This window comes from Rhizobium sullae, from assembly GCF_900169785.1.
Taxonomy (GTDB): domain Bacteria; phylum Pseudomonadota; class Alphaproteobacteria; order Rhizobiales; family Rhizobiaceae; genus Rhizobium; species Rhizobium sullae.
The window spans coordinates 1-18,195 of the sequence record NZ_FWER01000033.1 but is presented as its reverse complement, the minus strand read 5'-3'; the positions used below and the strand labels follow the sequence as shown (position 1 = coordinate 18,195).

Genomic DNA, 18,195 nt, shown 5'->3' with positions numbered 1-18,195 from the left:
GAGCGCGGCGCCTGGTCCCTTGAGACATCATCGCCCGTCCTGTCGCGAATTTGTTATTTCAGCAGCCTTCTTGTCGCCGGAATGCCACATTTCTTAGGATGGCTCGCAATGCGGACATATCGCCGGGCAGGATGCTCATTTCAGATTTGCCCGTCATATGGGATGACATTCTAAAAGCACCTGGGGAACCGGAAGAACGTTCGTTTCGTTATACGACCAAGTTGATAGAGTTTAGGCAGAACGAAGGAGGTTCCCATGCGATCAATAAGGACGATTCGGCTGCTTGCGGCCGCTGTCTTTGCAGGCAGCGTAGCAATCGGCGCCGTTGCCCCGGCTTTCGCCGATCAGACGCTTCTCAACGTGTCCTACGACCCGACGCGCGAATTGTATAAGGATTTCAATGTCGCCTTTGCCGAAAAGTGGCAGAAGGATACCGGCGAGACGGTCACGATCCAGACGTCGCATGGCGGCTCCGGCGCCCAGGCGCGTTCGGTCATCGATGGCCTTGAGGCCGATGTCGTAACTCTCGCACTCGAAGGCGACATCGATGCGATCGCCGAGAAGACCGGCAAGATCCCGGCCGATTGGAAGTCCAAGTTCCCGAACAATTCGGCGCCCTACACCTCCACCATCGTTTTCCTCGTCCGCAAGGGCAATCCGAAGGGCATCAAGGATTGGGGCGACCTGATCAAGGAAGATGTCCAGGTCATCACGCCGAACCCGAAGACCTCGGGCGGCGCACGCTGGAACTTCCTGGCCGCCTGGGCTTGGGCCAAGCAGGCAAACGGCGGCAACGACACCAAAGCCCAAGAATACGTGACGCAGCTGCTACAGCACGTTCCGGTGCTCGACACCGGCGCTCGCGGCGCAACGACGACCTTCGTCCAGCGCGGTCTGGGCGATGTTCTGCTCGCCTGGGAAAACGAAGCCTATCTTTCGCTGGAAGAACTTGGTCCGGACCAGTTTGAGATCGTCACGCCGACCCTGTCGATCCGCGCCGATCCGCCGGTCGCAATCGTCGACGGCAACGTCGACAAGAAAGGCACGCGCAAGGTCGCCGAAGCCTATCTCAACTACCTCTACTCCGATGAAGGCCAGAAGATCGCTGCCAAGCACTTCTATCGCCCGAGCAAGCCGGAAGTCGCCGACAAGGCGGACATTGCCCGTTTCCAGAACCTGAAGCTCGCGACTATCGACGACTTCGGCGGGTGGAAGGAGGCGCAGCCGAAATTCTTCGGTGATGGCGGCGTGTTTGACCAAATCTACAAGCCGGCCCAATAATACGCCGCATGAAAGCACATAGCCCCACACGGTGGCGGTTCAAACGGCCGAGCGTCATTCCAGGTTTTGGAATAGCGCTCGGCCTTACCTTGACCTGGCTCACCCTTCTGATCCTCATCCCGCTCTCGGGCCTCGCCTGGCGCTCGAGCGAGCTCGGCTGGGACAAATTCGTGTCGATCGCGCTCGATCAGCGTACGCTAAGCGCGCTTCGCATTAGCTTCGGCGCCGCGTTCGTCGCGGCCTGCGTCAATGCCGCTTTCGGCGTCGTCCTCGCCTGGGTGCTGGTGCGCTACCGTTTCCCCGGCAAGCGCGTCATTGATGCGATGGTCGATCTGCCTTTCGCATTGCCGACCGCCGTTGCCGGCATCGCCTTGACGACGCTCTATGCGCCGAACGGCTGGATCGGCCAGTTCCTGACGCCGCTCGGCATCAAGATCGCCTTCACACCTGTGGGCATCGTCGTCGCTCTCGTTTTCGTCGGTCTACCCTTCGTCGTGCGTACCGTGCAGCCGGTGATGGAAGAGATCGACAAGGAGGTGGAAGAAGCTGCCGCAACGCTCGGTGCCAATCGTTTCCAGACGATCTTCCGCGTCCTGCTTCCAGCACTCGCGCCTGCCGTGCTGACGGGCTTTGCACTCGCCTTCGCTCGCGGCGTCGGCGAATACGGCTCGGTCATCTTCATTGCCGGCAACCTGCCGTTCAAGTCGGAGATTGCGCCGCTTTTGATCGTCATCAAATTGGAAGAATACAACTATGCGGCCGCGACGGGTATTGCTGCAGTCATGCTGATCATCTCGTTCATCATGCTGCTGGTCATCAATCTCATCCAGAGTTGGAGCAGGCGGAGGTATGGGAATGGCATTTGACACGATCGCTCGCTCAACCAAGGTCCGCTCTGTCATCACCGAAACCAGGTTCGCCCGCTGGACGCTCATCATCCTGTCGCTGATCTTCCTGCTCCTTATTTTGCTGCTGCCGCTTGCGGCGGTCTTCGTCGAGGCCTTTCGCAAGGGCGGGAGTGCTTTCTTCGAGGCGCTGCAGGACGCGGAAACCTTCTCCGCGATTCGGCTGACCCTTGTCGTCGCCGGAATCAGTGTACCGCTAAACTTGTTTTTCGGCGTCGCGGCGGCTTGGGCGATTGCCAAGTTCGAGTTCAAGGGCAAGGCTTTCCTGACGACCTTGATCGACCTGCCTTTCTCCGTCTCGCCGGTTATTTCCGGCCTCGTCTTCGTGCTGCTTTTCGGCGCCAATACCTATCTCGGAAAATGGTTCGATGCGCACGACATCAAGATTCTTTTCGCCGTGCCGGGACTGATCCTTGCCACCATGTTCGTCACGTTCCCGTTCGTCGCGCGGGAATTGATCCCGCTGATGCAGGAGCAGGGAACGGCAGACGAAGAGGCTGCCTTGTCGCTAGGGGCCAGCGGCTGGCAGACCTTCTGGCACGTCACCTTGCCGAACATTAAATGGGGTCTGCTTTATGGTGTGCTGCTCTGCAACGCCCGCGCCATGGGCGAGTTCGGTGCCGTCTCCGTCGTCTCCGGCCATATCCGCGGCCAAACGAACACCATGCCGCTGCAGGTAGAAATTCTCTACAACGAATATAACTTCACCGGCGCCTTTGCCGTTGCGACATTGCTTGCCTTGCTTGCCCTTGTGACCCTTGTTTTGAAGACGCTGCTCGAAATGCGATACAGCGAAGAAATCGCCGCCAGCCGGCGGCACTGAAGGAAATAAAATGGAAGTTCGCATTCAGAACCTGCGCAAGGAATTCGAGCGTTTTCCGGCGTTGCACGACGTCTCTCTTGATATCCGCTCCGGCGAACTGATCGCGCTGCTCGGGCCGTCCGGCTCCGGCAAGACGACATTGCTGCGCCTCATTGCCGGCCTCGAGAGCCCGACCGAGGGCCTGATCTACTTCGGTGACGAAGATGCCTCGAAAAAGACCGTGCAAGAGCGCAATATCGGCTTCGTGTTCCAGCACTACGCCCTCTTCCGCTACATGACGGTGCTCGACAACGTCGCCTTCGGGCTCAAGGTGCGCAACACGGCCCGCCGCCCGTCAAAAATCGAAATCCGCAGCCGCGCGCTGGAACTGCTCGATCTCGTGCAGCTTTCCGGCCTGGAGAAACGCTATCCGGCCCAGCTCTCGGGGGGCCAGCGCCAGCGCGTCGCCCTCGCCCGTGCGCTGGCAGTTGAGCCGAACGTACTGCTTCTCGATGAGCCCTTCGGCGCGCTCGACGCCCAGGTGCGCAAGGACCTGCGCAAATGGCTTCGTGAAATCCACGACCGCACCGGCCACACCACGGTTTTCGTCACGCATGACCAGGACGAGGCGATGGAACTCGCCGACCGCGTCGTCGTCATGAGCCAGGGCGCGATCGAACAGGTCGGCACGCCTGACCAGGTCTACGACAACCCGAATTCACCTTTCGTCTTCGGCTTCGTCGGTCAGTCGAACTGTCTGGATGTGCGCGTTGCCAGCGGCGAAATCTGGTTCGAAGACCGCCCGCTGGGGCTCACGGCTCAGAACGAGGCGGACGGCCAAGCGCAGCTCTATTTCCGTCCGCACGATATCGAACTGCGCGACGGCTGCGGCGGCTGCATTGCCGGCCTGCTCGTTTCCAGCCGCCGCGTGGCCGGCACGCGCCATATCGAGGTCAATATCGGCAAGGATCACCCATCGATAGAGCTCGAACTGCCGCCTGCACAGGCTGACAGCCTTGACCGCAACCGCATCGCCTTCCGTCCGAAACGCTGGAAGCTGTTCAGGAGCGCTTGACGGTCCATGCCTCTCCAAAAGGAGTAGAGGAGGCACGAAAGTTCAAATGCATTGCCGACGACTTCTCAAATATGTTGCCGGCGGCATCAAAGAAAGCGCCATCCTTTATATTACGCATTGCTTATTTTAGAGAAATGCCCAATAACCATACCTGCGAAACGTTTTGGCAACCATTTGTCAGGTGGAGGAGATCATGTCTCTCGCAATCAACGATATCGCACCGGATTTCCAGGCAGAAACGACCGAAGGCAAGATTCAGTTTCACGACTGGATCGGCAATTCCTGGGCCGTCCTGTTCTCACATCCGAAGGATTTCACGCCGGTCTGCACCACCGAACTGGGCTACATGGCCAGGATCAAGCCCGAGTTCGATAGACGCGGAGTGAAGATCATTGGCTTGTCTGTCGATCCGCTCGACCGCCATTCCGGCTGGGCAAGCGACATCAAGGAAACCCAGGGCGCAGCACCGAATTTCCCGATGATTGCCGATACCGACTACAACGTGTCGAAGCTCTATGGCATGCTTCCGGCAGCAGTATCCGGCGATCCGACGACGCGCACGCCGGCCGACAACCAGACGGTGCGTAACGTCTTCGTCATCGGTCCGGACAAAAAGATCAAGCTTATCCTCGTCTATCCGATGACCACCGGCCGCAATTTCGATGAAGTGCTGCGTGTGATCGACTCTCTGCAGCTGACGGCCAAACACAGGGTCGCAACGCCGGTGAACTGGAAGCAAGGCGAAGACGTCATCATCGCCGGCTCAGTGAGCGACGACGAAGCCAGGACGATCTATCCGAAAGGATGGAACGCGCCGAAGCCCTACATCCGGATCGTCCCGCAGCCAGAGACGTAACAGCAGCATCCGGTTCGTCCGGGGCAACATTGCGAAAGGGGGTGCCGATGATCTTCCGTCAGCTCTTCGACAGCGTTTCCGGCACCTACACCTATCTCATCGCCAGCCGGCAAGGGGGCGAGGCGCTCATCATCGATCCTGTGCTCGAGAAGGTCGATCGCTATCTCAAGCTCGTGGAAGAGCTTGACCTCAAGCTGGTCAAGGCCGTGGATACGCATCTGCACGCCGACCACATTACCGGGTTGGGCGCACTGCGCGACCGCACCCATTGCATTACCGTGATGGGCGAACAGACGCTTGCCGATGTCGTCTCGATGCGCGTGACCGAAGGCGACCGTGTCGCGATCGAGGGACTGAGCCTCGACGTGCTCTATACGCCCGGCCATACCGACGATTCCTATTCCTTCCTCATGAACGGCCGCGTGTTCACGGGCGACACGCTGCTCATCCGCGGCACCGGACGCACCGATTTCCAGAACGGCAATCCGCTTCAGCAATATGATTCCATCTTCAACAAGCTCCTCAAATTGCCGGACGAGACGCTGGTCTATCCGGCGCACGACTATAAGGGCGACACGGTCTCGACCATCGGCGAGGAGAAGCGCTTCAATCCGCGCCTCAAGGTTCGATCGGCTGACGAATATGCCGACCTCATGAACAACCTGAAGCTGCCAAATCCGAAGATGATGGATGTGGCCGTGCCCGCAAATATTCATGTCGGTCTGCATCAAGACGAGATCGTACGCAAAGGCTGGGCCGTCTCGGCTGCCGACGCGGTGACGCTGCGCGGCCGCCCCGACATTGCAATCGTCGATCTGCGCGAGAAGGCAGAACGCGAGAAGCATGGAACGATCCCCGGCTCTCTGCATGCACCCTATCTGGATTTACAGGAAAACATCAGCGCGGGCGGCATGCTGCATGAAATGGCGACCGCTGCCGGCAAGCGCGTCCTGTTCTACTGCGCCTTCGGCGAACGTTCGGCGATGGCCGTTCAGGCAGCCCATGACGCCGGACTTGCCAGCGCCTGCCACATCGAAGGTGGCCTCGACGCCTGGAAGAAGGCGAATGGGCCAGTGGTCCGATAGACCGCATCATCAATTTTTTCAGCTGTGCGACAGCGTCCTTTAACACGGAGCTTGCCCACATGTCTGATTTCGATTGGCACCAGAAGAATGGGACGAACACGGAAAAATCAGCAAGCGCCAGGCCGCACTGTGGATGCCGTAGCCGACGGGGCGGAGGAAGAGACGTCAGCCTGCCCTGTTCCCCTCGCTATCGAATAGGTGCAGATGCTGAGCCGGAAAGGAGACGTTGACTTTCGGCCCGCACGCCAGCGCTTCGCGGTCAAGCGTGAAGACTTTGAACGGCAACCCGTGCAGTGAGAGATGCAGGATAATGCCGAAGCCCGTCGGCTCGACGAGTTCGACCTCAGCGCTGATGCCGCTTTGATCCGACATGACGACATGCTCCGGACGGATGCCGAGCGTGACTTTCGCGCCGCTCGAAAGCGCAAGCGGCGCCGATAGTGGAACCAGTGTGCCGTCCTTGAGCCTGACCCCGCTCGCCTCGTAAATTGCATCTAGGAAATTCATACCCGGTGAGCCGATGAAGCCTGCGACGAAAAGATTGGCGGGCCTGTCGTAGAGTTCGAGCGGGCTGCCGACCTGCTGGACGACCCCGCCATGCATGGCGACGATCCGGTCCGCCAGCGTCATTGCCTCGATCTGGTCGTGCGTCACATAGATCGAGGTCGCCTTCAGGTCACCATGCAGTTTCTTGATCTCCGCCCGCATCTGTTCGCGAAGACGCGCGTCGAGGTTCGAAAGCGGCTCGTCGAAGAGGAAGGCCTTCGGCTGACGCACGATGGCCCGGCCCATGGCGACACGCTGCCGCTGGCCGCCAGAAAGTGCCTTCGGCCGTCGTTCAAGCAGCGGATCGAGGCCAAGTTTGGAGGCCGCATTTGCAACCGCACTCGCAATCTTTTCCTTCGCCGTCTTCCTGAGCTTCAGGCTGTAGCTCATGTTTCCGGCGACGTTCATGTGCGGATAAAGCGCGTAGGACTGGAACACCATGGCAATGTCCCGGTCCTTAGGGTGCAGCTCGTTGACCCGCTTCCCGGCAATGCGGATTTCGCCGCCAGTGACGTCTTCCAGCCCCGCGATCATGCGCAGCAAGGTGGATTTGCCGCAGCCCGACGGGCCGACGAGCACGACGAATTCCCCGTCCTTGATGCGCAGATCGATGTCATGCAGCACCTGTACGTGGCCATAGGCTTTCTTGATGTTCTGAATATCGATCGATGCCATTGACTAACCCTTGACCGCGCCGGCCGTCAGGCCCTGGACGAGATAACGCTGAATGAGTAGGAAGAAGAGGCCGGCTGGAATGAGCGCCATGACGCCCGCCGCCATCATCTGCCCGAAATCCACGGAGAATTTCGAAACGAATGTGAGAAGGCCGACCGGGAAGGTCGCCGCGTCGTTGCCGTTAATAAGCATAAGCGCGAAGAGCAGCTCGCTCCATGCCGCCGTGAAGACGAAGCCGAGCGTTGCAGCAATCCCCGGAAGCGTTAGCGGCAATATGATTTGCCGAAACGCGGTGAACTGTGTGGCGCCATCGATCAGCGCGGCCTCTTCAAGATCCTTCGGGATGCCGTCGAAGAAGGACTGCATCAGGAAGGTCGCGAAGGGCACGTTGAAGGCCGTATAGACGACGACGAGGCCGGTCAGGCTATTCGTCAGGTGCAACGGCGAGAGGATTTTGAAGATGGGTGCGACGAGCATGACCAGCGGGAACATCTGCGTCAAAAGCATCAGCGCGACGATCCAGTATTTTGCCCGGAAGTTGAAGCGCGACAGCGCATAACCGGAAAGCGAGGCGCAGATCGTCACCGCCACCGCAGTAGAAGCCGACACGATCAAGCTGTTCTTGAAGAAGGTCGGAAAGGCACTGTGCTGAAGCACGAAGGAAAAGTGATCCCAGGTCGTGCGCGACGGCCACATGCGCACGCCTTCGGTATAAAGAAGATCGTTCGGCGTCACCGAGACCTTCAGCAGCCAGAAAAGTGGGAAGAGCGCGAAACCGATATAGCAGAGGATCGCCAACCGATGCGCGATGGTCGGAATGATGGATCGTCTCATCGGCTCAGTCCTTGTTCAGCAAAGTCTGCCTAAGCAGGATGATCAGCATGGAATAGGCAAGCAGCAGCGCGAGCAGAACCAGCGCGATCGCCGAGGCATAGCCGAAATCGAGCCGCCTGAAGGCCTGAGTGAAGATGTAGCTGGCGACGATCTGCGTTCGGTCCGCAGGTCCGCCGCCGGTCATGACGACGATGAGGTCGGCGAAGTTCGACACCCAGACGGTGCGCAGCAGCACGGTGATGGCAATCGTTGGCGCAAGGAAGGGAAGCGTGATCGAACGGAAACGCTGGAACCAGCCGGCGCCGTCGATGGACGCGGCTTCATAAAGGTCGCGCGGGATTGCCTGAAGTGCAGCAAGCAGCGTGATCGCGAAGAATGGAATGCCCCACCAGACATTGGCGATGATCGGTCCCCACATCGCATATTGCGGATCAGAGAGGATATTGCTGGGCGCGCCCATTAGCCCGAGACCGAAGAGCCAGTGCGGGATCGGCCCGATCACAGGATTAAATAGCCAGGCCCAGTTGAGACCGGCAAGGAAAGATGGGACCGCCCACGGCAGGAAGACCAGCGCCTGAACGATACCCCTGCCCCAAAACGGCTTGTCGAGGAGCAGCGCCAGGATGAGCCCGAAGATGAACTGCAAGATGACGGAAGCCCCGGTCCACCACAGCGTATTCCGAAGCGCGCCGTAGAAGGCTGCATCCACAGAAAGGGCGCGGAAATGCTCAAGCCCGATGAAGCCGCCGGAAAACGGATTCAGAAGCTGGATATCGCGGAAAGCATAGGAAATGCCCACCACGAGTGGCACCAGCATGACCGCGATGATGAGGATCAGCGACGGCGCGCTGTAGAGATAAGGTTCCGAGGCATCCGCAAGACGCTGAAGCCACGGCCTGCGGTCGGGGCGCATGTCGCGCGTGTCGGCGGTCATAGTCATCGGGTTGCGGCTCTCATCATGTTACGCGAAAGTCTTGTCCGGCGGCCAGCCCCGTCATCCGCCTGCCGGCACCCTCTCTCCGATGGCGGGAAGAGATATGGCGCGGCCTCTCGGGTGCCTTCTCCCCACTGGGGAGAAGGCGGCCCGAAGGGTGGAATGAGGGGCTCCAGCCTCAAAGCCAGCCGATTTACTTCTTGGCCAGGAACTTCTGCTGTGCCTTGGTCAGGTAATCGGCCCACTGATCGGCCAGTTCCTTCGGTGTGATGTCGCCGAGAAGTGCCTGCTGCGAGGTCTTGATCGCCAGCGAATCCTTGAAGAAGGCGAATTCTTCGAGATAGGTCGGCATGACGGTCGGAATCGTGTTTGGGTCGGCCAATTCTTCGAACCAGCCCTTGAACTGGTCGCCTGCATAGAAGGGATCCTTCTCGGCGGCCGTGTAGGCCGGCAGGGCGCCGATCTTCTTGTTCCACTCGATGTTGCCTTCCGGACCTTCGAGCGTTGCAATCAGCTTCCAGGAAAGATCCTTGTTCTGGCTCGTCGTGAACATCGACCAGCCCGCATAGCCGATCGTCGGGAAGGATTTGCCGTCCGGGCCTTTCGGCAGCGGGATGACGCCGAAGTCCTCCTTCTTCATGCGCTCGGCAATCGCGATCAAGGCATCCGGATCCTGGTCGAGGAAAGCGCAGGTGCCGGAGTAAAAGCCGGCAACGACCTCGTTGAAGCCCCAGTTCACGCTGTCCTTCGGCGCATAGCCCTTCTTGTAGAGATCGACCATCCACTCGATGCCTTTTGCCCAGCCGGGGCTGTTCATGGTCGAGGTGCCGTCTTCGTTGAAATACTTGTTGTCGCCTGCCATGGAGGCGGCGAAGATCATCCAGCCGTTGAGGCCACCCGGGCCGCCACGCATGCAGTAGCCGTATTTGCCGGAGATCTTGGAGACCGCTTCGGAGGCCTTGGTGAATTCGTCCATCGTCTTCGGCGGTTCGGCGACACCTGCATCCTGCAGCAGCTTCTTGTTGTAGAACATGGCGCGCAGATAGAAGCCGTACGGCAGCATATAGGCCGTGTCCTTGACATCGCGGCCGAGTTCGAGCGCGCGCGGCGTCAGTTCCTTGGTGTGCTCCCACTTTTCGAGATAGGGCTCAAGGCTTTCGAGCATGCCATTGTTGCCATAAAGCGAAAGCCAGGTGTCGGGCATTTCCATCACATCGGGCGTATCGCCCGCCGATACCATGGTCGCGAACTTCTGGAAGGCTTCGTTCCACGGCAGCGAGATGATCTCGACCTTGGTGCCCGGGTTTTCGGCTTCGAACTTGCCGACGATCGATTTCAGCGTCTCGGTGCGCTCCGGACTGGTGATGACTTCGACGAGCTTCAGCGTCGTATCGGCAAGGGCCGTGCCTGCCATCATCGTGGCGAAGAGCGTTGCGGTTATCAGTCTTTTCATGCTCAGTTCCCCCTTTTTGGTGTTCTCTCAGGTTGAAGATTATGAAGCGGCAGCAATCGCCGCTTCGATATCTCTCCACAGCGCCTCGGTTCCTTCGAGGCCGACATGGAGGCGTACGGACCGCGGATGAATGCCAAAGGCATGCGCGGAGTTCGGCTGCGCTTTCTGCTGAAGCACAACCTCGCCTGGTACGATCAGGCTTTCATGTCCACCCCAGCTCACTCCCAGTTTGAAGAGCTTAAGGTGATCGGCGAAGGCGCGGATATCGACGCCATCGCGGAATATGAACGAAAAGAGGCCCGACGTGCCGTTGAGTCCCACAGGCAGGCGGTTGGTAAGGCCCGGATGGCAGACCTGCTCGACCACATCGAGCGCCTGCAGGCGCTGGGCGATCGTCATCGCCGCAGCCTCGTGGGCCTTCATGCGAAGCGGCAGGGTACGGAGACCGCGGATCAGGAGCCAGGCATCGAAGGGCGAAAGCTTGCCGCCGAGATAAGGATAGGCCTCGGCCTTGATGTGCGCGATCATTTCCTTGGAGCCTGCAACGACGCCGGCGACGACATCGCTGTGGCCGCCGAGATATTTCGATGCCGAGTGAATGACGAGATCGACACCCAAGGTCAGCGGCTGCTGGAAGAAAGGACTAGCCCAGCTATTGTCTATCATCGTGACGACGCCGTGCCCCCTGGCAAGTGCCGCAAGCGCGCCGACGTCATGGGCTTCGATAATCCAGCTCGTCGGGCTTTCCATGTAAAAGACCTTGGCGCCGGGCAGTGCCTTGGCGACTGCCTCCTCGTCGCGTCCATCGACATAGGTCACTTCAACCTTCATGCGCTTCAGGATCGTGCCGAACAGACGGAAAGCATCGGGATAGACATGCTTGACCGCCACGATCCGGTCGCCAGGCTCGACGAAACTTAAAACTGCAGACGAGATCGCCGACATGCCGCTTGCAAAGCCGACCGCGTCTTCCGCGCCTTCGAGCTTTGCCAGCATTTCCTCGAACATACGCACCGTCGGGTTGAGCCCGCGCGTATAGATCGGTCGCACCTTCTCGCCGCGATAGGAGGCAATCATGTCGTCGTAATCGGTAAAAGTGAAAAGCGATGTCTGAAAAATCGGCGGAACGACCGCGTCGGCAAAGTTGCCCTCGTCGTGCGCGGTGATCAGCGAGGCAAGATCGAACGGTTGCAAGCCGCTGCTCATTTGGACATTTCCTTGATGTCTTCCTCGACGACCTCGAGAATTTTCAATGTTTCTACGCGAGCAGCCTCCGCGTCCTGAGCGCCGATCGCGTTGAAAAGCGTGCGGTGGAACGGAAAGGACCGGCGCGCGAAGTCTTCTCGGTCGAACGGGTGGGTCCAGAAGCGCTCGAAGGCCTCACGCATCTGTTCAAGAAGCTGACCGAACAGCGGATTGTGAGTTGCGTCGTAAACCGCCATGTGAAAGGCGAGGTCTTCGGGACCGGATGTGCCCTTCGCATGGTGCACTCGTTCCATCTCGCCGAGCTTCTCCTCGATGATCACGAGATCTCTGGCTGTTCTGCGCCGCGCGGCCACCATGCCCGCCTCGCATTCGATACCGCGGCGAACCTCCAGCGTCTGCAAAAGCACGTCGCGAAGATGCGCCGTGTCGAGCGACAGCGGCATGTGGATGGTCGCCTTGGAAACAGGCTTCAGCAGATAGGTGCCGCTTCCCTTGCGCGTCTCGATGACTCCAAGTGCCTGAAAGTGCCGGATCGCCTCGCGAATGGTCGAACGGCCGACGGCAAGGGCTGCCATGAGTTCGCGTTCGGCAGGCAGCCTGTCGCCTGTCTTAAGCTTCGCGGCGTCGACGTAGTGAGCCAACGCTTCGGTGACCTGACGCGCGCGATCCATTGCCGGAAGCGGCCGGATCAAGGGATTATCGCTGACATTTGCCTTCATGGGTTCCCCGATGTCTTCCCACAGACGCAAAATTGGTCTGACATCTTAGCATTTCTCAAAGACTCCGACCCGTCAAGATGCCAAGACAGTTGTAGATGGCCCCGCTCTCCCACAATGTCCTTTTGCACCCCCGAAAGGGCCTCAAAGCACCTGCATCGATGTCCCTCTTTTGCAATCGCTCCCAGAAGAAGAGCCAGATCATTTCTCAGAGCGCACAGATCCCGGTCACTGCGAATTCTGGAACGGCGGCCGCCCGAACGTTGAGGTCGAGTGCTTAAGTCTCGCCGGATGCACCGCTCTTCGATCTGCCGCCTAAACCCTGAAAATGACAGGTGTTTAGCGTGTCAGAACCGGCTTCACTTCCTTGTGGAAGAAGCGGAAATAGGAGGAGACCTGCGCCTGCGCGTTGGAATTAGGATCGAACTGGATACCAAGGCGACCGCTGTGGCTCCAGCGGATGATGCCATGGAGCGTTCCCAGGTCGTCTGCCAGAATCTGTACGCGGCTGCCCGATGCTGCATGGATCGGCGCTCTGATTTCTACCGCCATGCCGGTGACCGACATGTCGAGGATGCGGGCGTCCACTTCCTTGTTGAGGTAACGGACCTTCCCGAATATGCGGCAATGCTTGCGCTCAGCCTTGCGGGTAACGATATTCAAATTTCGCATAATACTGCTGCTCCCATTTGAACATGTGTGGCAAGATATCGCGAAACGGTTGAACAATCTCTAATAGCAGTCGCTAATTTAGTGAAGGCCCAGCAGAACTGCCAATCCAGCGTTGACGCTGGATTTGATGCCGTCAGCTCTTGAGTGGGCTCTGCCCGCGATCGTGGCGCAGATCAAAGCCAGACAACTTCGCCTGTATCGCGCCGGCTATGATCCCAGTCCGATCGATGACGACTGGACGTCTAACCTAACGGGGAAGGAAACCGCCGGACTGGCAATCGCTGAAAAGCCTTACCTTGCTTGCAGCTTGCTGGCCGTCGTTTTACTGCCTCCGCGATAGTGCCGACGAAAGCGATCACAAGTACAACCGATCTTAACAAAAAACATCCAGTCCGGAATTCCACCGAATCTTCTCTCGGCCGCTAATTTAGTTGATGTACCAGCGCCCGCGATTCAGACATCGTTGGTCTATTTTGCGATCACTACTCACAGGAATGATGTCGATAACATCAACGACCTTGAACACGTGTGTGACCCCACCACAATCAACGAACGCCATATCGTCGTTTAAGCGAAGCTCCGTAGCGAGAAAGTTGCGCTCATCCCCCCGGTCCATGATCGATACGACAAACACCACCGCCCTCCATATAGTTGCAACGCACTTCGCTAAAAAAACTACAAATAGCTTCTTAACGCATGGTTTAGAAAAGACGGGACTGAGCTGTGACGATGTCGATTTCTTGTGAGATACCAAAAAAAGTCTGCGATTATGGCGCGAGTATATCCACAATACTACCTAGCATCAAATGCTACTGCGAGTGTTATCGCCGAGGCCTTCGCCCGTGAAGCGGTATGGGTTCGCCATCCGTGCATCCGTTGATTGGCGTACATTCCGACTGGGAGGTAACGAGATTATCCATTCGGACAATCCGAAACACCTCCTTGGTTTCAAGGTTGATGTTTTGACGGGTGTCGATGCCAAGGCATTGAAGTCGCAGAACGACTTCAATGCAGCGAAGCAGGCCTTCATGAAATACTGGTGGATCATACCCGTCCTCCTGCTCCTGATCTGGTGGAAAAGCTGATCCCAAGGCGCGAGATGATTGGATGTTTGTGACCTGCGATTTCCGTGATCCACTGCCCATTGCTAATGACAACGACTGATCGCAGTGGGCCTACCAGCGGCCGGAGTGCGCGCTAAAGGGCGGAAGTCGAAGGATAGCACACGGAGGCAAGCAGGCTTGTTTTTCAGTTCAATCCGGTGCCGGCGAGAAGATGAAAAAGACTGGATTGGACTGGCTCCCCTATCCAATGCCTTACTCCATCTGGGCGATCGCGCAGGAACGCATGCGGAGCGTGACAGCATGTGTTAGGGTTCGATGCGCGCTATCGAGGAGCCGGAGTGATGCCAACTGGTGCCAGCGACCGGCAACGGGTTGAGCGTAGATTGGCTGCAATTCTACACTTCCGAATTCCCAGCGGGCGACTGCTTGAACCCGACCCGACCGCGGCCTCCCTTTCGGCGTCCATGGAACTCGGGAAGGAGCGCTTGCCGATGCAGAATTCGTGAGCGGGGCACAGAGGTGGAACAGAACTCGGAGATCGGCCCAGCCAGACCTGACGACTTCACTGCGATTCGAGCCTTGTGCAACGGCTTCATCGACTGGTGCCGGTCGCGCTATGACGAGAACGCTTGGTTCGTCGACCGCTACTACACGCCAGAATCATGGGCCGCACTCCTAGACAGCCTGCCGAGGCTCCACTCGGCTCCAGATGGGGAGATTCTTGTTGCCCGCCTGAACGGAAAGGTGGTCGGCTGCGTGATGATGCAGCGGATCGACGAACACACATGCGAGATGAAGCGCATGTTCATCAGCCCTGATGGCCGAGGCTTAGGGCTGGGCCGCCGTCTCGCCGAGAGCATCGTGCGCGTGGCTGCTGAGCGGGGCTACACCACCATGCGGCTGGACACCGGCCGCAATCACGATGAGGCGCTAAGCCTCTACCGCTCTCTCGGATTCCAGGAGATCGCGCCCTACTACGAAGCACCTCCTGAACTGCGCAACCATCTCATCTTCATGGAAGCCCCTCTGGCAGGCTAACTCCGTCGCCCTCTGATCACAAATGATCCTGTCAACCTGATACCTCTAAAAATACTTGATTGAATTTCGCCGCCGTCACGAAAGTGGGCATCCTGAGACAATCGAGGGCATAAAATGTCTTAGGAAGACATTTTATGGCAAGGATGACGCCCGCAAAGTCCCTGCTGCGAGCCCGTTGGGCACCTTAACCTGGTTGAGTTCCACAAATAAGTTAGTGGCTGGGTCGGGAGTTACGACAAAGTCGTTGCAGCGGAGCAAGTGTTCAGGTGCTCAATTTACTACCTCCGCAGCTCTCAAGGACCGCTTGCGCATCCTGAAGATCGAGCGTCCCGTGGCCGTTAGAGAGACAGCCGAGGAGCGGCATGAGCAGCCCGCAGGCCTGCGCCCTAAGACCCTGTGCTCGCCAAAGCCGGGCCAAACTCACCGCCGAGCGCAGTTCCCACATCTTCGCATCCTGCATGCGGGCGACGTCGAGCGCACGGCGGAAGCACGCCTCGATTTCGGCAGGATCGCATTCGGAGCTCGATGATATGAGTTCGCCCTTGAGCCGATGCAGCTCCGCCTCGCACCAGCGGTTGCCAGTGCGTGCGACAATGGTAAGCGCCTCGTCAATCAAGGTGCTACCCTCGGCAAACCGATCAGCCTTTCCATGCGCCTCCGCGAGTAAACCCATCGCCCAAGGCGCCGTCATTCCTGACCCGATCGCCTGCATGCCAGCCAACCCGTCTCGCAACCGCTCGATGCCTTCCGCGATCAGGCCCCGCTCCGCCAGCACCCACCCCTGCAGGAAGACTCCCTGGGTGTGCCAGAATGGAAACTCGTGTTCGGCCGCGAACGCCAACGCCAACTCCGCCGCCTCTTGCGCCTTGGCGATGTCGCGTCGATGCACCTGCAAAATCGCCGCCCATGTCAGTACATAGGCACGGCTGAACAAATGCCTGAGGCTCGCGGTCATGGCGAGCGCCTCGTCCATCAGCTCCAGCGCCCGGTCATCGTGGCCGAGATACCACAGCGCCATGCCGCCACGGCACAGGCAGATCGGTCCTCCATCCTGTCCATAGAGCGCTAGATGGGCCCGGTGCTGGGCGATGTCGTATTGGCTGATCCCGTGCTCGAAGTGCTTCCATGCCGAGGCGAATTCGCCACGCCAGGAGCAGGTAATGCCCAAAGCATAGGACGCTTCCACCACGAGCACAGGATCCGAGATCTGCTGCGCCAACCTCAGAAGCCGTTCGCCAAGGTCCCGCGCCGCGGAAAGCTCGGACCGCACCGCATGATGAATGGTGAGACCGAGGAGCACCGGGAACAGCCTGGGCGTTTCCTGGATCCGCTCCGCCAGGTTGAGAGCACGGTTGTAGACGCGCTCGACCTCCGGGTGGCCATAGCCCTTCGCGGCGGTAAGCACTCGTCCCATGGTGATCAACAACGTCAGCTCAAGCTCGAGTTGCTCCGGATTCTCGGGCATCTGGGCGAGCAGGTCGAGTGCCTTGGCCAAATGGCCGACGGCCTCGGTATTCGCCGCCCGCTCGTTTGCGTGCTCGGCGGCCCGGTGCCAGAACACGACGGCTTGCGGCAGCTCTCCTGCCTCCGTCAGATGATGGGCCAGGAGCTCCGGCTGAGCGGACACGACATGTGGGGCGAGTTCTTCGAAGACCTGCGCAATACGGCGATGTAGTTCCCGGCGGCGGCTCTTGAGGAGCGACTGATATGCGGTATCTCGGACGAGCGCGTGCTTGAAGCTGTAGATCGCGTTAGGGGGGCTTCCGCGCCGAAAAACTAGCTCAGTAGCAACCAGTTGATCAAGGCTCCTCTGCAGCTCATGCTCATCGAGCACTGCTAACGCCGCAATCAGCTCATAGGAGAACTCGCGCCCAATGCAGGCGCCGATCTGGGCCACCACCTTGGCCCTCCCGAGGCGGTCGAGGCGGGCCATCAGCGAGTCGTACAGCGTTACCGGGATCGCCAGCGGCGGCATATGTGCAGCCAGTCCAAGCTGATCGCCGGCCACTCCCAGGAGACCAGATTCGAGCATGGTTTTGGTCAACTCCTCAAGGTACAGCGGTACGCCATCGGTGTTGGCCAGGATGTAATCGAGCACTCCGGCAGGCAGTGCCTTTCCGCCGGTCAGCCGTTCGACCAGCGATTGAGCGTGCACCCGGTCGAGGCGATTCAGGACTACCTTTGTCACGTGCCGGTAACTACGCCAAGGCGGGACGAACTCGGGCCTGTGGGTAATGACCAGCAGCACCGGGAGCTGCCGGATGTGGTTCACGAACAAGCCGAACAGCTCTAGGCTACTCGCGTCCAGCCAGTGAGCGTCCTCAAGCACCAGGAGCACTGGCTGCTTCGCAGCCAGTCTGCCAAGCTGGGCGATGAGCACGTCGAAGGTTCGGTTCTTACGCTGTTGGGGCGCGAGATCCAGTATTGGACCGCGGCCAGTGCCTGGAATTCCGAGAAGCTCGGCCAACAATGGAAGCGCTTCGCTCACCTCACCCACCTGTTCCGCGATCAGCGCCTGGAGTTTGGCGAGCTTCACGACCGATGAATCCTCGCGTTCAAATCCCGCTTCCTGTTCAAGCTGGCCAATCACCGGGCGAAGCGCGCTGTTGATGTGGTATGGCGAGGCGAAGTAGCGGCGCAACCTGTGTGGTTCTCGAAGGAGACGCTCGCGAAGGGCCAGGGCGAGACGCGACTTGCCGATTCCAGCCTCACCCTCGAGCAGGACGACCTGACCTTCCTTGGCCTTTGCCTGAGTCCAGCGATCGACCAACAATGCGAGTTCCGGGTCACGGCCGACCAACGGCAGTACGGTCGCGTGACCGGCCTCGAAGCGGTCGTCGCTACGCACTTCACCGAGCACCCGAAACGCTTCAGCCGCCCCGGAAAAACCTTTGATCGACCGCAGTCCGATGCTTTCGAGCTTGAACTGGCCCCGCAGCAGTGCGCGCGTTGCTTCGGCAATGACCACCGTGCCGGATCCGGCCAACTCCTGTAGGCGGGCCGCCTGGTTCGGCGTTTCACCCACGACGCTGCATTCCTCGGCCTCGCCGGTG

At 59.2% G+C, this 18,195-nt stretch carries 16 protein-coding genes; 8 read left to right on the top strand and 8 right to left on the bottom strand.

Going from position 1 to position 18,195, the window contains the following annotated elements; all coding sequences use genetic code 11:
• The first annotated feature begins 255 nt into the window (after positions 1–255).
• The 6 genes from BN1800_RS24975 to BN1800_RS24950 all read left to right on the top strand — a co-directional run bounded on the left by BN1800_RS24975 (position 256) and on the right by BN1800_RS24950 (position 6,004).
• On the top strand, positions 256–1,281 hold the full coding sequence (locus BN1800_RS24975) for a sulfate ABC transporter substrate-binding protein (RefSeq protein WP_087001594.1): 1,026 nt from the start codon (positions 256–258) through the stop codon (positions 1,279–1,281).
• Between the two features lie 8 nt (positions 1,282–1,289).
• Positions 1,290–2,147: a sulfate ABC transporter permease subunit CysT gene (gene cysT, locus BN1800_RS24970; protein ID WP_087001593.1), complete on the top strand. Its 858-nt coding sequence runs from the start codon at positions 1,290–1,292 to the stop codon at positions 2,145–2,147.
• Positions 2,137–3,009, top strand: coding sequence for a sulfate ABC transporter permease subunit CysW (gene cysW / locus BN1800_RS24965; protein ID WP_027511031.1), 873 nt, complete (start codon positions 2,137–2,139; stop codon positions 3,007–3,009). The genes cysT and cysW overlap by 11 nt, the downstream gene beginning before the upstream one ends.
• Before the next feature lie 10 nt (positions 3,010–3,019).
• Positions 3,020–4,063: a sulfate/molybdate ABC transporter ATP-binding protein gene (locus BN1800_RS24960; RefSeq protein ID WP_087001592.1), complete on the top strand. Its 1,044-nt coding sequence runs from the start codon at positions 3,020–3,022 to the stop codon at positions 4,061–4,063.
• Between the two features lie 193 nt (positions 4,064–4,256).
• Positions 4,257–4,919, top strand: a complete 663-nt coding sequence (locus tag BN1800_RS24955) for a peroxiredoxin (RefSeq protein WP_027511033.1) — start codon at positions 4,257–4,259, stop codon at positions 4,917–4,919.
• A 47-nt stretch (positions 4,920–4,966) separates the two neighbouring features.
• The gene (locus tag BN1800_RS24950) at positions 4,967–6,004 is read left to right on the top strand and encodes an MBL fold metallo-hydrolase (RefSeq protein WP_087001591.1); all 1,038 of its coding nucleotides are present in this window, start codon (positions 4,967–4,969) and stop codon (positions 6,002–6,004) included.
• Between the two features lie 165 nt (positions 6,005–6,169).
• Here the strand turns inward: BN1800_RS24950 and BN1800_RS24945 are convergent, their stop codons facing one another.
• From BN1800_RS24945 to BN1800_RS24915, 7 genes are all read right to left on the bottom strand, one after another.
• Positions 6,170–7,225 carry an ABC transporter ATP-binding protein gene (locus BN1800_RS24945; protein ID WP_087001590.1) on the bottom strand — a complete coding sequence of 352 codons (1,056 nt, stop codon included), beginning with the start codon at positions 7,223–7,225 and terminating at the stop codon, positions 6,170–6,172.
• Positions 7,226–7,228: 3 nt separating this feature from the next.
• A complete protein-coding gene (locus tag BN1800_RS24940) occupies positions 7,229–8,059 on the bottom strand; it encodes a carbohydrate ABC transporter permease (protein WP_087001589.1) in 831 nt (276 codons plus the stop codon).
• Positions 8,060–8,063: 4 nt separating this feature from the next.
• Entirely contained in the window at positions 8,064–8,999 is a 936-nt protein-coding gene (locus tag BN1800_RS24935; protein WP_087001588.1) for a carbohydrate ABC transporter permease, read from the bottom strand.
• A gap of 187 nt (positions 9,000–9,186) precedes the next feature.
• Complete coding sequence (locus tag BN1800_RS24930) at positions 9,187–10,446, bottom strand: ABC transporter substrate-binding protein (RefSeq protein ID WP_087001587.1); 1,260 nt, start codon at positions 10,444–10,446, stop codon at positions 9,187–9,189.
• A 39-nt stretch (positions 10,447–10,485) separates the two neighbouring features.
• Complete coding sequence (locus BN1800_RS24925; protein ID WP_087001586.1) at positions 10,486–11,652, bottom strand: PLP-dependent transferase; 1,167 nt, start codon at positions 11,650–11,652, stop codon at positions 10,486–10,488.
• On the bottom strand, positions 11,649–12,371 hold the full coding sequence (locus tag BN1800_RS24920; protein WP_087001585.1) for a FadR/GntR family transcriptional regulator: 723 nt from the start codon (positions 12,369–12,371) through the stop codon (positions 11,649–11,651). Before BN1800_RS24920 ends, BN1800_RS24925 begins: the two co-directional genes overlap by 4 nt.
• Before the next feature lie 336 nt (positions 12,372–12,707).
• Positions 12,708–13,040 carry a PilZ domain-containing protein gene (locus BN1800_RS24915; protein WP_244564626.1) on the bottom strand — a complete coding sequence of 111 codons (333 nt, stop codon included), beginning with the start codon at positions 13,038–13,040 and terminating at the stop codon, positions 12,708–12,710.
• 962 nt (positions 13,041–14,002) lie between these two features.
• On the opposite strand from BN1800_RS24915, the gene BN1800_RS43485 reads away from it, so the two are divergent.
• The gene (locus BN1800_RS43485; protein ID WP_280173973.1) at positions 14,003–14,125 is read left to right on the top strand and encodes a hypothetical protein; all 123 of its coding nucleotides are present in this window, start codon (positions 14,003–14,005) and stop codon (positions 14,123–14,125) included.
• 498 nt (positions 14,126–14,623) lie between these two features.
• The gene (locus tag BN1800_RS24895) at positions 14,624–15,142 is read left to right on the top strand and encodes a GNAT family N-acetyltransferase (RefSeq protein WP_087001581.1); all 519 of its coding nucleotides are present in this window, start codon (positions 14,624–14,626) and stop codon (positions 15,140–15,142) included.
• 262 nt (positions 15,143–15,404) lie between these two features.
• On the opposite strand, the gene BN1800_RS24890 is transcribed toward BN1800_RS24895, so the two are convergent.
• The coding region (locus tag BN1800_RS24890; protein ID WP_087001580.1) for an AAA family ATPase at positions 15,405–18,195 on the bottom strand (2,791 nt) is incomplete at its 5' end.

Bases quoted from the DNA above. Each gene is read 5' to 3' on its own strand.
- BN1800_RS24975 (WP_087001594.1), top strand. From the start codon at position 256: ATGCGATCAATAAGGACGATTCGGCTGCTTGCGGCCGCTGTCTTTGCA.
- cysT (WP_087001593.1), top strand. From the start codon at position 1,290: ATGAAAGCACATAGCCCCACACGGTGGCGGTTCAAACGGCCGAGCGTC.
- cysW (WP_027511031.1), top strand. From the start codon at position 2,137: ATGGCATTTGACACGATCGCTCGCTCAACCAAGGTCCGCTCTGTCATC.
- BN1800_RS24960 (WP_087001592.1), top strand. From the start codon at position 3,020: ATGGAAGTTCGCATTCAGAACCTGCGCAAGGAATTCGAGCGTTTTCCG.
- BN1800_RS24955 (WP_027511033.1), top strand. From the start codon at position 4,257: ATGTCTCTCGCAATCAACGATATCGCACCGGATTTCCAGGCAGAAACG.
- BN1800_RS24950 (WP_087001591.1), top strand. From the start codon at position 4,967: ATGATCTTCCGTCAGCTCTTCGACAGCGTTTCCGGCACCTACACCTAT.
- BN1800_RS24945 (WP_087001590.1), bottom strand. From the start codon at position 7,225: ATGGCATCGATCGATATTCAGAACATCAAGAAAGCCTATGGCCACGTA.
- BN1800_RS24940 (WP_087001589.1), bottom strand. From the start codon at position 8,059: ATGAGACGATCCATCATTCCGACCATCGCGCATCGGTTGGCGATCCTC.
- BN1800_RS24935 (WP_087001588.1), bottom strand. From the start codon at position 8,999: ATGACTATGACCGCCGACACGCGCGACATGCGCCCCGACCGCAGGCCG.
- BN1800_RS24930 (WP_087001587.1), bottom strand. From the start codon at position 10,446: ATGAAAAGACTGATAACCGCAACGCTCTTCGCCACGATGATGGCAGGC.
- BN1800_RS24925 (WP_087001586.1), bottom strand. From the start codon at position 11,652: ATGAGCAGCGGCTTGCAACCGTTCGATCTTGCCTCGCTGATCACCGCG.
- BN1800_RS24920 (WP_087001585.1), bottom strand. From the start codon at position 12,371: ATGAAGGCAAATGTCAGCGATAATCCCTTGATCCGGCCGCTTCCGGCA.
- BN1800_RS24915 (WP_244564626.1), bottom strand. From the start codon at position 13,040: ATGCGAAATTTGAATATCGTTACCCGCAAGGCTGAGCGCAAGCATTGC.